General features: G+C 47.1%; 14 protein-coding genes. 10 read left to right on the top strand and 4 right to left on the bottom strand.

Annotation, left to right across the window (positions count from 1 at the left end):
• Positions 1-534 carry a thioesterase family protein gene (locus KFF03_RS10830; protein WP_255856917.1) on the top strand — a complete coding sequence of 178 codons (534 nt, stop codon included), beginning with the start codon at positions 1-3 and terminating at the stop codon, positions 532-534.
• A 193-nt stretch (positions 535-727) separates the two neighbouring features.
• Here KFF03_RS10830 and KFF03_RS10825 read toward each other — a convergent pair whose 3' ends face one another.
• From KFF03_RS10825 to xseA, 4 genes are all read right to left on the bottom strand, one after another.
• A complete protein-coding gene (locus tag KFF03_RS10825) occupies positions 728-1,942 on the bottom strand; it encodes an HD-GYP domain-containing protein (RefSeq protein WP_255856916.1) in 1,215 nt (404 codons plus the stop codon).
• A gap of 59 nt (positions 1,943-2,001) precedes the next feature.
• Entirely contained in the window at positions 2,002-2,208 is a 207-nt protein-coding gene (locus KFF03_RS10820) for a hypothetical protein (protein ID WP_255856915.1), read from the bottom strand.
• Positions 2,209-2,246: 38 nt separating this feature from the next.
• On the bottom strand, positions 2,247-3,068 hold the full coding sequence (locus tag KFF03_RS10815) for a peptidoglycan DD-metalloendopeptidase family protein (RefSeq protein WP_255856914.1): 822 nt from the start codon (positions 3,066-3,068) through the stop codon (positions 2,247-2,249).
• Between the two features lie 115 nt (positions 3,069-3,183).
• Positions 3,184-4,581, bottom strand: a complete 1,398-nt coding sequence (gene xseA, locus KFF03_RS10810) for an exodeoxyribonuclease VII large subunit (protein ID WP_255856913.1) — start codon at positions 4,579-4,581, stop codon at positions 3,184-3,186.
• 306 nt (positions 4,582-4,887) lie between these two features.
• On the opposite strand from xseA, the gene KFF03_RS10805 reads away from it, so the two are divergent.
• From KFF03_RS10805 to KFF03_RS10765, 9 genes are all read left to right on the top strand, one after another.
• On the top strand, positions 4,888-5,358 hold the full coding sequence (locus KFF03_RS10805) for a DUF3015 family protein (protein WP_255856912.1): 471 nt from the start codon (positions 4,888-4,890) through the stop codon (positions 5,356-5,358).
• Between the two features lie 101 nt (positions 5,359-5,459).
• Positions 5,460-7,397, top strand: coding sequence for a DUF4105 domain-containing protein (locus tag KFF03_RS10800; protein WP_255856911.1), 1,938 nt, complete (start codon positions 5,460-5,462; stop codon positions 7,395-7,397).
• Positions 7,381-8,253: an alpha/beta hydrolase gene (locus KFF03_RS10795; RefSeq protein WP_255856910.1), complete on the top strand. Its 873-nt coding sequence runs from the start codon at positions 7,381-7,383 to the stop codon at positions 8,251-8,253. Before KFF03_RS10800 ends, KFF03_RS10795 begins: the two co-directional genes overlap by 17 nt.
• A 75-nt stretch (positions 8,254-8,328) precedes the next feature.
• Positions 8,329-9,813: an IMP dehydrogenase gene (gene guaB / locus KFF03_RS10790; RefSeq protein WP_255856909.1), complete on the top strand. Its 1,485-nt coding sequence runs from the start codon at positions 8,329-8,331 to the stop codon at positions 9,811-9,813.
• Positions 9,814-10,037: 224 nt separating this feature from the next.
• Positions 10,038-11,612 carry a glutamine-hydrolyzing GMP synthase gene (gene guaA, locus KFF03_RS10785; RefSeq protein ID WP_255856908.1) on the top strand — a complete coding sequence of 525 codons (1,575 nt, stop codon included), beginning with the start codon at positions 10,038-10,040 and terminating at the stop codon, positions 11,610-11,612.
• 337 nt (positions 11,613-11,949) lie between these two features.
• Positions 11,950-12,798 (top strand): hypothetical protein, encoded by an 849-nt coding sequence (locus KFF03_RS10780; RefSeq protein ID WP_255856907.1) that lies wholly within the window; start codon positions 11,950-11,952, stop codon positions 12,796-12,798.
• Complete coding sequence (locus tag KFF03_RS10775) at positions 12,795-13,274, top strand: pilin (protein ID WP_255856906.1); 480 nt, start codon at positions 12,795-12,797, stop codon at positions 13,272-13,274. The genes KFF03_RS10780 and KFF03_RS10775 overlap by 4 nt, the downstream gene beginning before the upstream one ends.
• A gap of 233 nt (positions 13,275-13,507) precedes the next feature.
• Positions 13,508-13,873, top strand: coding sequence for a hypothetical protein (locus tag KFF03_RS10770; protein WP_255856905.1), 366 nt, complete (start codon positions 13,508-13,510; stop codon positions 13,871-13,873).
• A 265-nt stretch (positions 13,874-14,138) separates the two neighbouring features.
• On the top strand, positions 14,139-14,405 hold the full coding sequence (locus KFF03_RS10765; protein ID WP_255856904.1) for a hypothetical protein: 267 nt from the start codon (positions 14,139-14,141) through the stop codon (positions 14,403-14,405).
• Positions 14,406-14,465: the final 60 nt, after the last annotated feature.

Genomic DNA, 14,465 nt, shown 5'->3' with positions numbered 1-14,465 from the left:
ATGTTCCAGCTGATTCGTTATATTGGTTTGATGTCACAAAAACCGTGGCAGAAGCGTCAGCACCCATTGAGTGTGAGTCAGCAGCATTTCCGGGTGATGCCGTGGGATTGTGATTTTAATCTGCATCTTACTAATGGTCGTTATCCGGTTTGGCTAGACCTGACACGGACTCGTTTTTTTATTGAAATTGGTGCGGCCCCGTTGTTTATTGAACAAGGTTGGCGTTCGGTGCTGGCCAGTCAGACGGTTACCTTTATTCGGGAAATTAAGCCGTTTGCCAAGGTGCAGGTTCATTCAAATGTGCTGCACTGGGATCGTAAATACCTTTATCTGGAACATAAGTTTCTGGTGGATGGGCAATTGCACGCATTGGCGTTAGCGCGGGTTGCGGTATTAAAAGGAGGGCGTGTGAGGGACTTTTCATCCATGCTGGCCGTTATTCACGGTAATACTCAGCAATTTGATGCGCCACCAATACCGGATCATGTGCGTGCAAAAATTGAGCTGTTGGATGCAAAGAAGGCGGCATCTTAATAATAGGCAGCTGACCGATTAAGAACAGGGAGAGCAAGGATGCAGAATCGCTTTAAACACGGCGTTGGAATGGACAATGCCTGTGCCGGAGTTAACACAACTTATACTCAGTCCTGGCCAGACTGGTTAGAGCAGCAGGTGTTGAATCACAAGCAGTTCAGGAAGCCAGAATCACTCAGACCTCTCGAAGCACTCAAAGACCTAAGAAGTCATTCAGACGAATGCCCCAGCGAGCCGGATCAACGGCCTGAACAATTTCATCCTGACAACTCGGCCTGCTCAGATCAATAATCTCAGCAGGAAGGTACTGTCGGTTTCTGGCGTGGTAAATCACCCGGACAATGGGCAGCCGCTGATCTTTTTCACCGGCTTCCTCGACGATGGCGAGGCGCTCGCTTTTCAGTTTGACTAACGAACCTACCGGATAAATTCCCATCGAGCGGATAAAACGATGTACCAGCTTTTCTTCCAGATGAGTGCCACTCCATTCCAGCAGTTTTTTGAGTGCCGCAGTGGGTGGTAAACCTTTGTGATACACCCGGTCGGCGGTGATGGCATCATATACGTCGGCAATTGCCACCATTTTACCTTCACGGCAAATATCGCAGCCGTGTAAACCCAGCGGATAGCCACTGCCATCAATACGTTCGTGGTGTTGTGCGGCGACCTGAACGGTGAGCGGTTTAATGCCCGGTGTTTTTTTCAGGAGTTCGCGGCTGTGCACCACATGTTGACGCATAATGGCAAACTCGTCGTCGGTCAGTTTGCCGGGTTTATGCAACACCTCATCGGGAATCATCACCTTGCCGATGTCGTGCAGCATGGCGCCAACAACCGCCTGATGCATGGTTTCCCGGTCAAGCTTCATATCCCGGGCAAAAATGCCCATCAATACCGCCAGATTCACCGAGTGTTCCAGCAGGTAATTGTCTTTCTGACGAATGCGGCCCAGGCATGCCAGGGCATTGTGGTTGCGCAATACCGAATCGACCATGCCATCGGCCAGCACATCGAAGGCCTCAACATCAATGGCTTTGCCGGTTTTCACGTCCTGCAACACATTAGTGACGAGACTTTTGGCTTCGTTATGAATCTTACCGGCTTTGCGCATTTCTTCCTGAGCAGACACTTTATGTTGGCTGTCAGGTGTTAGTATATTGGCGGCTTTATCGAGTTTTTGCTGATTGTGACGGGCGACTTCATTTTCCGGAGTGGCATCCTCGACATCTAACCCGCGAGCAGGGTCGATGTATACATCCTTAATACCACGACTGATGAGTTGATTAATCGTGGTCTGATCAGGAATACGGCCTTCTTTCTGGTAATTGTGGTGGGGTATCCAGTCACAGTTCAGATCGGCAACATACATGTCAGGACGAAGCTGGTGAATGGAAATTTTCTTTTTCATGGACTCGATAGAAATATAGCAACAGTAATGAGTATAGACAGCGATTATTCAGCTGGCTGTCATTTAGCGAGCTTTTTTGTGTCTTTTACATTTTTTATTGTTTCTTTTGTAACTGCTTGATTTTCCTCTAGAAAATCTTTGGCGGCTGAAAAGTCAAAGGCTGTATCCGGAGACATTTCGTCCAGATCAGGGCGGATGCCACAAGCCGCTCCTTTAATGGCCATCGTGGTTGAAGTACCGGCGTTGGATAAGTCTTTGAGGCTCATGACCGTTGTTCCTGTTTTAAGGGGCTGGTTTTCTTGTTTTAAGGGTTAGTGTCCTGTTTTAACAGCAGTTTGGGGTTCACCCGTGCATTGTTAAGGCTGACACTCCAGTGCAGGTGAGGGCCAGTAACCCGGCCAGTTGCTCCTACGGTACCTAATGGCTGACCCCGTTCCAGAGTTTCTCCTTGTTCCACCTGAATGCTATCCAGATGGCAATACATGGTGACCAGTCCGGCACCATGATCAACAAAGACACTGTTACCGTTAAAGAAAAAATCACCTGTCAGTACAACTTTACCGGCAGCCGGTGCAACAATGGGTGTGCCTGTTGGGGCGGCGATATCCAAACCACTATGAGGCTTGCGCGGTTTATCGTTAAAAAAGCGTTTCAGGCCAAATGGACTGCTCATTGGCCCTTTAACTGGCCAGTCAAAACGCTGGAACGTCTGTGTGATAGCCTGTTGCTGAGTTGTTGGGTGTAGTTGGGTCGTTGAATGTGGTTGAGTGGCGGAATGCTGTTGAAAGGCATTTCGGATCAGTTTGCTTTCTTTGCGGACACGCTGGAGATTTTTATCGGATAACTGTACGTGTTTTTTGGAAACGGTCAGGCGTTGTTCTTTATAGGCAAAATCAGACACGGAAAAGGAATGTTTAACGTCGTTTACCTGGATGTTTGCCTCGCCAGGTGATTGCGTCAGTGGAATGCCAACCACCGCCAGCCATTGGTCTTGTTCTGATTGTAGTGTTTTTACGCGGGTGTTGTTGAAGGTGACGGTGGGAGGCTTTTCATGCTGGCCAAGTTTGATGATGGCAATACCGCCGGGAATGCGATGTTCTTGCGGAAGCTCAAGGGCATTGCTCAAGATAGGCATCATGCTTGTAAGGAGGAGCAACAAAGAGTGACGCTTTAGGCAGTGGCGCATTGTGGTGTTAAAGCTTTCCAGCATAAACCTTATCCTGATTAATTTATTAATAATTCTAGTCGTTTTCTGTTGGAATGCCACCTGCGTCACCTCCACCGGTGTCACTTGAGTATGTTTCAACCACCTCACATTCCAGCCAACCCTGATGCAACCGGGTTTGAATGCGATCGCCACTGCTCACTTGATTGGCATCATCAATCACATGGCCATTCGGGTGCTGTGTTAGCGAATACCCGCGTGCTAATACTTCAAGCGGACTGAGCGACTGCAGCAGCTGAACCTGTTGCTGCAAGGCTTGCTGAGCAGAATTCAGACGTTGTTGGATCGTTTGCTGCAATTGTTTTTCAAGGTTCGACAGTTGATTTTGGTAGTTGTTCAGCTGGCGAACCGGGTGTTGATGAGCGACTCGTTGGTTCAGGTTTTCAAGCTGATGGCTGCGCTGGCGCTGTTGGTTTTGCCAGACGGCCTGCAGGCGCAATTCAAACTGGTCAAGGCGCTGTGCGGCAGATTGCAGTTGCTGTTGCGGCGTACGCAAGCGACTGAATAGGTAATGCAGTTTTTGTTGCTGTTGCTGTAAATGCGTTCGGGTTGCTTGTAGTAAGCGTTGTTTCAGCTGCAGATACTGATTCTGGGATAACGAGCGATCCGAGCTTAATAATTCGGCCGCCGCGGACGGCGTGGGAGCACGTACATCGGCAACAAAATCGGCAATCGTGACGTCGGTTTCATGGCCTACGGCACTGACAACCGGTAATTGCGAATGAAAAATAGCGCGGGCAACGGCTTCTTCGTTAAAACACCATAAATCTTCCAGTGAGCCACCACCGCGGCCAACAATAATCGCTTGCGGGCCATTTTGTTGATTTTGGACCGCATCACGATTGGCACGTTCGATGGCGGCGACAATTTGTGGTGTAGCTTCTTTGCCTTGTACCTGAGTTGGATAAATATCAATACGCACGGATGGATTACGGCGTTTAAATACCGTCAGCATATCGTGTACCGCCGCGCCGGTAGGCGACGTGATAACCGCCACCCGGTTGACTGGCTGCACCGGTTTTTTAACTTCCTGAGCAAATAACCCTTCGGCCGCCAGGCGACTTTTTAATTGCTCGTAGGCCAGCTGTAAGGCACCTTCACCAGCGGGCTTCATCGCATCCACAATCAGCTGGTAATCACCACGGTTTTCATACAGCGACACCTTGGCGCGCAACTCGACTTTATCGCCTTCTTTAACACCAAAACGAATGCCAGCCACGCGTGAACGAAACATGGCGCAGCGTACCTGGGCACCCTGATCTTTCAAGGTGAAATACCAGTGCCCGGAGGACGGGCGCGACAGATTAGATATTTCTCCTTCGACCCGAACCGCCGCAAACGAAATTTCTAATAACTGTTTGGCACGCTGGTTTAACTGGCTGACGGTAAACACCGCATTGGAAGGTACTGACATGATGGTTGGCAAAAATGCTCGTGTTTCGATTGGATATATTCGCGTTTAACTGAGGTTCAGGAAACCCTTTTATAGTATCTGTATTAACACGGTCGTATTGCGTTATCAGACTAAAATCTGATTAAGACTGCCACAAAATAAAACAGACTGCTATTCGTAGTTTGTGGATTATTTGACGGGTTCTGGAGAAACCACATCAAAATGATGTGAGTGGTAGACAGTCTGAAATAAAGCGTCTAGTGTTACCCATCTCAGTATTTGTTAACAATGCTGAATTCAAACTTTGATCGAACAAGGATATTGTCCATGAAAAAATTAATTGCAGGTGCAATTCTGGTTTCTTCTTCTGCTATGGCTTTCGCAAATGGCCCAGCAGGCTGTGGTTTAGGTACAGCAGTTATTTTTAAAGATGCTAACGAATGGCACGAGCACGTTCTGGCGGCAACTACCAACGGTACTTCTGGTAACCAAACGTTTGGTATGACTTCCGGTACTTTGGGTTGTGAAGCAGCGAATGGCCCATTAGCACATGTTCAGTCTTTCATGGACGACAACATGGATCAGCTGGCTCTGGATTCAGCAAAAGGTCAGGGCGAAACTCTGGCTGCTCTGGCAGAAGTGATGGGTGTTGAAGCTCAGGACACTGCAGCGTTCAACCGCACTATGCAAACTAACTTCGATGCAATTTTTGCAGCTGAAGGCACTTCTGGTGCAGCATACGAAGCGATGACTGCAGCGATGGCTCAAGACGCTGAGCTGAAAAAATACCTGGGTTAATTTATTTAATCTGGTTATAAAGAAAGCGCGACAGGCTTAGCTTGCCGCGCTTTTTTATTGTCAAACGATCACAAGGACAGATTTCTGATTTCGGTAGTTGAATGAGTGGTATGCGGTTTTTTCAGCAATCTCTGGCGTTTATTGTTTTTATCGTTATTAATTTTCATGGTGTGGCGCAGGCTTCTGATACGGATGCTTCGACATTAGCGTCTTCTGAACTGTCGTTTTCTGAGCAAGCGTTAGATGAGTTGGCCAGTCAGCGCCAATGGCAACATTTATTGCATATCCGTTTGCATCCGTTCAGTCAACGAATGATCAGTCAAAATGACGATGACAATTTCTTTTTATCTCCCGAAGGCAAAGAAGACCCGGCTGCCGAATTAAAAGCGGATTACCAGGCTTTTAAAGCCATTAATATGGCCGACAATTTATCCGCACAATGTCAGTTTCCTGCGCGATATCATTGGTTGAAAACACAATTTCCTGCGGGGCATTTTCAGGATCAACCCTGTTCTGAACTGGATACCTGGCTTGACGAGCTACAGGCGCATTCCTTAACGCTGATTTTCCCGGCCTCTCATATTAATTCTCCGTCGTCTATGTATGGCCATACGCTGGTGCGGATGGATCGCGAGGATAAAAACAAAAGTAAATTATTATCTTACAGTGTGAATTTTGCCGCCAACGCAGACCCGACCGATAACGAGTTGGTATTCAGTTACAAAGGGTTGGCGGGTGGTTATCCGGGCGTTGTTTCGGTTATGCCGTATTATGTCAAAACCAATGAATACCAGCACATGGAATATCGTGATGTGTGGGAATACCCATTGACGTTTACCCCGGAAGAAGTGCAGCAGTTTGCCCGTCATGTGTGGGAAACCAAAGACACCTATTTTGATTATTACTTTTTTGATGAAAACTGCTCTTACCGTTTATTGGCCTTATTGGATGCAGCCAGTGAGCGCTCTGATTTGGCCGATGACTTTTTATTAAAAGCCGTGCCGGTTGATACCATTCGTTCGTTGCAGCAGCGCGACATGGTAGCCGAGGCTATTTATCGCCCATCGGCTGCCACCGCACTGGAGTTTAAAGGTGAACAGTCGGCGCCTGAAGTACAGAAAATTGCTAAACAATTAGTCGAGAGCGACGACGATATTCAGACCTTGCTGGCGCCATTAACCGAGCAGCAAAAAGCACGAGCGCTGGAGCTTTCTCATTCTTATGCGCGTTATTTAGCCATTAAGAAAAAACAATCCAGCCCGGCATTGCGCAAGCGTACGCTGCAGCTGTTATCGGCGCGCAGTAAAATCACCGTTGCCAGTGAATTTGATGAAACACCCGAGCCGCCAATTCGTGATGATCAGGGCCATTTAACCCAACGCATGCAGGTTTCTCTGGGGGAAAGTGACGATGAAGGTTTCAGTGAACTCAGCTGGCGTATTGCTTATCACGATGTGATGGATTTACCCGAAGGGTTTGTGCCGGGATCGCAAATTCAAATGGGCCTGCTGGATCTGCGCTATTGGCATGACCAGCAAGCCTTGCGTTTGCAGCAATTTAAAATTGTCGATGTATTGTCGCTCAGTCATCAGACGTTATTCCAGAATCCGACCGCCTGGTCGGTGAGTTTTGGTCTGGATCGTTTTAAACAAGCCGAAGCGGAATTATTCACTTATCTAAAAGTGGGCTTTGGTAAAAGTTATCTGACCGATGCGGGTCGTTTTTATGCCTTGGGGGAAACCCAGTTATTGGCGGATAACCAGTTTGATCAGGGCTTTCAGTTATCGGCTGGGCCACGACTGGGCTGGTTAATTCAGACTCAGGCGTTACAGCACAACCTGGAATTACACTGGCAGCCACTGGTGACTCACGATAACCCGGTGCGCCGTTCGTTAAGCTGGCAGGTTGGCACAGAAATTACCGATAACAGCCAATTACGCTTTGGTTTTGAGCGTCAGTTATTTACCTCTCAGGATGATAGTGCCCGGGGTGTGCAGGGTGTAAACGAAGGGAAGTTATCGTTTGTCTGGTATTTCTAAGGCGCTGCTCAGCGCCACTCTGATTGTGCTGCTGAACGGTTGCACATCTCTGACATCTTTGTATTTTTATCCGCAGGAAGTCTGGATTCAAACCCCAGCCAATTTAGGCCTGGAATATGAGGATGTGTGGCTGAGCGCGGCCGATGGCACCGGTTTACATGCCTGGTGGATTCCGGCCCAGGGTTCGACTTCTCACACTAATCAGGTTGTTCTGTATTTGCATGGTAATGCCGAAAATATCAGCAGCCATGTGCGCAGTGTTGCCTGGATGCCAGAGCGGGGCATTGATGTGCTGGCACTGGATTATCGTGGTTTTGGTGCATCGGAAGGTCAGGCGATCATGCCGGGTGTGTTACAGGATATAGAAGCGGCGGCGGCCTGGATTCGCCAGACTTACCCGGATAAAGAGCTGGTGGTACTGGGGCAAAGCATTGGTGCTGCACTGGCCGTCAATTTTGTCGCGCAAGCGGGAGAGCGCTATCAGGTGCAGGCGTTGGTGCTTGAGGCTCCCTTTGCTGGGTTCCCGGATATTGCACGCTCAGCATTGACCGGCACCTGGCTGGGCTGGATTTTTGTTCCGGCTACCTGGTTGATTCCATCAGACTGGGACCCACAAGATAAAGCAGCACAAATCCGGATTCCGACACTGATGATGCACAGCAAAGATGATCAAGTAATTCCTGTTCAACAAGGCAGGAAAGTTTTTCAGAATCTCGCGGGAGAACGTTGCTGGCTAGATACAAGCGGGCCTCATATTGCTTCTTATAATGATGAATATAATCGACTGATTAGTCAGAAATTTATCGCTAAACAATCCTGTGAGGCATTGGGCTTAACTCGCCCGCAATCCCCGTAAAATCTGGCTTGGCCGGGGGGCGGGCTTCCGTTATAATGCCGCGCCTTCTCATATTCCTCACTCTGGAAGGCACTTATGTTGCGAATTGCTCAGGATGCACTCACATTTGATGATGTGCTGTTGGTACCCGGTTATTCTGAAGTTCTGCCGAATCAGGTCTCACTGAAGACCAAGCTGACTAAAGGCATTGAACTGAACGTCCCTCTGATTTCTGCTGCGATGGATACCGTCACCGAAGCTCGCCTGGCAATTGCGATGGCGCAGGAAGGTGGCTTGGGTATTATCCATAAAAACCTGACTGCTGAAGAACAGGCTGCTGAAGTTCGTAAAGTTAAAAAATACGAAAGCGGCATTGTTAACGATCCTTTCACGGTTACCAGTAACACCACTATTCGTGAGCTGCTGGAGCTGACCGAATTACACAATATCTCAGGTATGCCGGTTGTTGATAACGACGAACTGGTTGGTATCGTCACCAGCCGTGACGTACGCTTCGAGAAAAATCTGGATGCCTCTGTTGCCAGTGTGATGACCCAAAAAGCCGATCTGGTAACGGTTGTTGAAGGCACGCCTGCGGCAGAAGTTCAGAAACTGTTGCACAAAAACCGCATCGAAAAAGTGCTGGTGTTGGATGCCAACGGCAAGCTGACTGGCCTGATGACGGTAAAAGACATCGAAAAAGCCCGCGCTTACCCGAATGCGGCTAAAGACGAACAAGGTCGTTTATTGGTTGGTGCCGCGGTTGGTACCGGTGCTGGCACCGAAGAGCGCGTAACCGCATTGGTTGGCGCTGGTGTTGATGTGATTGTGGTGGATACCGCTCACGGTCATACCAGCAACGCCAACGGTACCGGTGTGATTGATCGCGTGCGCTGGGTCAAAGAAAACTTCCCGCAAGTTCAGGTAATTGGTGGTAATATTGCCACCGCTGAAGCAGCGATTGCGCTGGCTGAAGCGGGTGCCGACGGTGTGAAAGTGGGTATTGGCCCGGGTTCTATTTGTACCACTCGTATTGTTGCGGGTGTGGGTGTGCCTCAGATCTCTGCCGTTGCTAACGTTGCTACTGCCATGAAAGAGTATGGTGTGCCAGTGGTTGCCGATGGTGGTATCCGCTTCTCTGGTGATATTGCTAAAGCGATTGTCGCGGGCGCTTCTGTTATTATGGTCGGCTCGATGCTGGCGGGTACTGATGAAGCACCGGGCGAAGTTGAGTTGTATCAGGGCCGTGCTTACAAGTCTTACCGTGGTATGGGCTCGTTAGGTGCAATGGGCCAGGCTCAGGGTTCTTCGGATCGTTACTTCCAGGATAAAAAAGCCGGTGTTGATAAACTGGTTCCGGAAGGCATCGAAGGCCGTATTGCAGTAAAAGGCCCGGCCATGAGTGTGGTGCATCAGCTGATGGGTGGTGTTCGTGCTGCCATGGGTTATACCGGATGCGCGACCATTGAAGAGATGCGTACCAAGCCTGAGTTTGTGAAAATCACCGCGGCGGGTATGAAAGAATCTCACGTACACGATGTACAGATTACAAAAGAAGCACCGAACTATCGTTTAGGTTAAAACCGGCGTTTGGTTTAAGCCCGTTCGGAGCTTCTGGTTGTTGATTGTAGTTTCAGTTCAAGGCATCCATCGCATGGACGCGACGGAGTAGCTTACAGGGAAGTACTTGTAGCGTGCCGGCGAACTGAAACTACAATCAATAACCAAGGAATAAAGTAAAGGGGGTGAACAGTGTTCATCCCCGTTTTCGTTTTTGAAAAAGTTAAATTTTTGGTGTTGTTTTTATGTCTCAAGACATTCACGCTCAGCGTATCTTAATTCTGGACTTTGGTTCTCAATACACTCAACTGATTGCACGTCGTGTGCGTGAATTGGGTGTGTTTTCTGAAATTCGTGCCTGGGACATGGATGATCAGGAAATCATGGATTACAAGCCAACCGGTATCATTCTCGCCGGTGGCCCTGAGTCAGTCACTGAAGACAACTCGCCACGCGCACCTCAAGCGGTATTCGACAGCCAAGTGCCGGTATTAGGTATTTGTTACGGCATGCAAACCATGGCCGAACAAATGGGCGGCAAGGTAGAAAGTTCCGAGCTGCGTGAATTTGGTTATGCGCGTATTAAAGTGGAAGGCAATTCTGCTTTATTAAAAGACATCTCAGACCACGTTGAAAACGGTGCAAAACACTTAGACGTGTGGATGAGCCACGGCGATAAAGTAACGCAAATGCCAGAAGGCTTTGAGTTAATGGCATCGACCGATTCCTGCCCAATTGCCGGTATGTTTAACGCTGAGAAAAACTACTACGGCGTTCAGTTCCACCCTGAAGTAACTCACACACTGCAAGGTGAGCGCCTGTTAGGCCACTTTATTCATGACATCTGTGGTTGTGAGTCACTGTGGACGCCAGCAAAAATTATTGAAGATCAGATCGAACGTGTGCGCGCGCAAGTGGGCGACAAAAAAGTTCTGCTGGGTCTGTCTGGTGGTGTTGATTCCTCCGTGGTTGCGGCACTGCTGCACAAAGCGATTGGCGATCAGCTGACCTGTGTTTTCGTTGATAACGGCTTATTGCGTAAAAACGAAGGCGACATGGTGATGGAAATGTTCGCCGAAAACATGGGTGTTAAAGTTATCCGTGCTGACGCTGAAGAATTATTCCTGGGCAAGCTGGAAGGCGTATCTGACCCAGAGCAGAAGCGTAAAATCATCGGTAATACTTTTATTGAAGTATTCGATGAAGAAGCCGGCAAAATTAAAGACGTCGACTTCTTAGCGCAGGGTACCATTTACCCGGACGTGATCGAATCAGCAGCTTCTAAAACCGGCAAAGCACACGTGATTAAATCCCACCATAACGTGGGTGGTCTTCCAGAAGACATGAAGATGGAACTGGTAGAACCGTTACGTGAACTGTTTAAAGACGAAGTGCGTAAAATGGGTTTAGAACTGGGCCTGCCTTACGACATGGTTTACCGTCACCCATTCCCGGGTCCGGGCTTAGGTGTTCGTATTTTGGGTGAAGTGAAAAAAGAATACGCCGATGTACTGCGTGAAGCGGATGCCATCTTCCTGGAAGAACTGCACAACTTCGACTGGTACCACAAAACTTCTCAGGCATTTGTAGTCTTCCTGCCGGTTAAATCCGTAGGCGTTGTTGGTGATGGTCGTCGTTATGAGTGGGTTGTATCGCTGCGTGCGGTAGAAACCATCGACTTTATGACAGCGCGTTGGGCGCACCTGCCATACGAGCTGCTGGAGAAGGTTTCCAACCGTATCATCAACGAAATTGAGCATATCTCGCGTGTGGCTTACGACGTGAGTTCTAAGCCTCCGGCTACAATTGAGTGGGAATAAGTTTCAGAGTAGGAGCTTAACTCATCGCTTTAGAAAACCGCCTTCGGGCGGTTTTTTGTGTCTGCTTGATATGAGTTGGTTGTTCACGGTGCAGTGAAGTGGTAGGTTGTTGATAAATCAATAGCTTTTACTTGTGCTGTTGTCGGGAGCGTAAATACGCTTTCGAAGGGAGTGTCTTGCTAGGATGGTTCAGATTGATGTTAGTTGTTTGTCTTTGGGTTCACGAAGAGTGCTATCAATCTTGTAAGGTATGTATGGCTTGCAAGGTATGCGACCTTGTAAGGTTCGACTATTAAAATGTTAGCATTCAGAGATAAATCGAGGAAGAATCTAAAAAATGACGTGGGAACGATTTGGATATATATGCCGAAGAGCAAGCGTAGATCGTAAAGCAAACGAGTCTATTTCTGAATGTTTGTCGAGAGTAGAGAGCGACACGGCATGTGAACTATATGGCAATAAAATTCGATCAAATAGCTTTCCATGTAAAATTCTAAACGAAATTAGTCGAATAGATAGTAGTGATGAAGCAAAGAAGGCTTTGGGGATTTATAAAGAATTAAATCTCAGCCAGCATTTTGAAGAGCCTATGAGATTCAAAAGGGTTGTAGCTTACCTTGGCTATGTAACGTTTATATTCTATGTTGTGGTGGGTATATACCAGTTGAAGGTAGCCCCTTCATTTCTAGAAGCATTTGAAAACTTTGATATTCAGATCCCTAGCCATCTTACTTTCTACCACGATTACTGGTTTTTCTTTGTTCTTATAGTCTCGATTATTTTGATCTTCGCTTTGATTATCGGCTATCAACTAAAGAAATTATTCAATTTCAGCCTTGGGCAAGAAAACAGCTGGGTTGTAAGGTTCTTTGTATTCCCAGCGATTCGGAGATCATATATTAAAGTTATCAATATTCTCCAGTTCCCAGTCTTAGCTGACTATGCATCTGTTAATAGAGAAGCTAGTCAAACAATAAATCATCTAAAAAATATCAACGAATCGAAGCTGGATGTTGCACGCGAAATGCAAGAGCTCATTGAAATAGAGATGCGGGTATTGTTAGAAAGTTGTGAAAAACAGATGAAATATATTTCGATTGCGGTTGCCCTAATAGTCGTGGCTGCAGTTTTTCTTTTCCTTGCTAGTGCGTACTCGCCAATATTCATTCTTGGAGAAGCAGTATGAATGGTACGAAGGGTTTCACCTTGATCGAACTAATGGTTGTGGTTGCAATAATTGGCATACTCGCTTCTGTAGCCTTGCCAGCTTATCAAGTCTATGTACAACGAAGTGAGGTTGTAGAAGCTATGAGTATGGCCAGTACAATCAGAGAAAATGTCACAAACTACTATGTTGAACAGCTCGATTTTCCTTCAGATAATGAAGAGGCAGGTGTCCCACAGCCAAATTATTTGATTGGCAACCGTATTACTGGCGTTGTCGTTGAATCTGGTGCGATTCATGTCACGATGGGAAATAAGGCGTCAAAGCCACTCAAAGGCAAGGTTTTGTCATTTAGGCCTGCAGTTGTTACCGGTAGCCCCAAAAGTCCTATTGCATGGCTGTGTGGATATGATGAGCCTGTAACAGGTATGCAAGCTGTCGGTGATAACAGGACTGACTTAGACAAAGAGTATTTACCAGCAGCATGTCGCGGGTAAATGCTAACAAGCGACATGTTGTCGGACTGGTTTTCCGCTGTGCTACAAACCAGCCGCAAATGCGGGTGTTATAACTCATGAGAAATCGTAGAAGTAAATGAAAGTAATCGCGGTGGTAGTGACAAGCTCTTTATTTATCGCAACCATAGGGTATTTGGGTTTAGGTGCAGTTGATGAGCATATTGATCGTGAGAACGTTAATAACCAATATGAACTTTATACCAAAAATTTGCATGGCACTGATCTCCATTTCGTTGGGAATATTCTTCGCAGCTTTCTATCACTACCAGGGAATTCTTGAAAATGAAGTGAAGCTTTCTTCTGTAGTTGCGGAAACTGCATCTGCTTTTAATTCAGCTCCAATCTACGATGAACCCAGTTTTGTCCCCGGGCGTTATGGAATTACCGAGGAGCGAAGTGTCATTCTGTTATTTTTTCTGGCAGCTTTTCTCTCATTCTCTGCTTCAACTACTGCAGTGGTTGCCCGGCTGAAGAACGGGCCTTTTCAGTCGTTTGTACCAATTGCTCTTTGTTCATTATCCGTAATGTGCTCCATTGCCTATACAGCATACTGGTACGGTCTGGATGCTTATGTCTAAAAATCCAGCCGTTGCGTAATAAGCTGGCTGATCTTTAATACCTGAATAAGTTTAGACTTTAAATAAAAAAAGGAAAATATGGATAGCAACTCTTACCAAACACCAGAATCAGTGAGTATATCTGGTTGGCTGCTATCTGTACCTGCTTTTTACGGTTTATTCTCTTTCAGTAGACCAGGTAATCCAGTCTAGGAAAACTCGTAATAACAGGACGGGGAACACTTGGGTGCTCCTCTTTGTTAGTTAATATTAAAAAGTAAACACTATGATTCTTAAAATACTATTGATAATGGCTGTTATGAGCTACTACACCACAACCTCCAAAGCTTTTAATGCGGCAATTTTTTGGGGCGTTGCTACTTTGCTGCTAAGCCTTATTTTTCATGGATTCAGTATCGGGGTTATTCTCGGAAGTGGACTGTCGTTTTTAATTGCTCTGGGCGTCTTTAAGCTATTGGAATATGCAGAAGGTTCGGGCTATTACTGGCCAGCTTATATTGGCGGTATTTTTGTGTTGGTTGCGGTTAGTTGAAGCACATTTTGTGGTGGAAATAGGCCAGCCAATATATTCTGAAATAAAGGTGGCGAATTC

The sequence above is a fragment of the Bacterioplanoides sp. SCSIO 12839 genome (assembly GCF_024397975.1).
GTDB lineage: Bacteria > Pseudomonadota > Gammaproteobacteria > Pseudomonadales > Oceanobacteraceae > Bacterioplanoides.
This window is presented reverse-complemented; position numbering and strand designations above follow the sequence as displayed.

Excerpts from the sequence above, each read along its gene's own strand:
- KFF03_RS10770 (WP_255856905.1), top strand. The coding sequence starts at position 13,508 with ATGGCACTGATCTCCATTTCGTTGGGAATATTCTTCGCAGCTTTCTAT.
- KFF03_RS10820 (WP_255856915.1), bottom strand. The coding sequence starts at position 2,208 with ATGAGCCTCAAAGACTTATCCAACGCCGGTACTTCAACCACGATGGCC.
- KFF03_RS10825 (WP_255856916.1), bottom strand. The coding sequence starts at position 1,942 with ATGAAAAAGAAAATTTCCATTCACCAGCTTCGTCCTGACATGTATGTT.
- KFF03_RS10805 (WP_255856912.1), top strand. The coding sequence starts at position 4,888 with ATGAAAAAATTAATTGCAGGTGCAATTCTGGTTTCTTCTTCTGCTATG.
- KFF03_RS10765 (WP_255856904.1), top strand. The coding sequence starts at position 14,139 with ATGATTCTTAAAATACTATTGATAATGGCTGTTATGAGCTACTACACC.
- KFF03_RS10830 (WP_255856917.1), top strand. The coding sequence starts at position 1 with ATGTTCCAGCTGATTCGTTATATTGGTTTGATGTCACAAAAACCGTGG.
- KFF03_RS10775 (WP_255856906.1), top strand. The coding sequence starts at position 12,795 with ATGAATGGTACGAAGGGTTTCACCTTGATCGAACTAATGGTTGTGGTT.
- guaB (WP_255856909.1), top strand. The coding sequence starts at position 8,329 with ATGTTGCGAATTGCTCAGGATGCACTCACATTTGATGATGTGCTGTTG.
- guaA (WP_255856908.1), top strand. The coding sequence starts at position 10,038 with ATGTCTCAAGACATTCACGCTCAGCGTATCTTAATTCTGGACTTTGGT.
- KFF03_RS10780 (WP_255856907.1), top strand. The coding sequence starts at position 11,950 with ATGACGTGGGAACGATTTGGATATATATGCCGAAGAGCAAGCGTAGAT.
- xseA (WP_255856913.1), bottom strand. The coding sequence starts at position 4,581 with ATGTCAGTACCTTCCAATGCGGTGTTTACCGTCAGCCAGTTAAACCAG.
- KFF03_RS10800 (WP_255856911.1), top strand. The coding sequence starts at position 5,460 with ATGAGTGGTATGCGGTTTTTTCAGCAATCTCTGGCGTTTATTGTTTTT.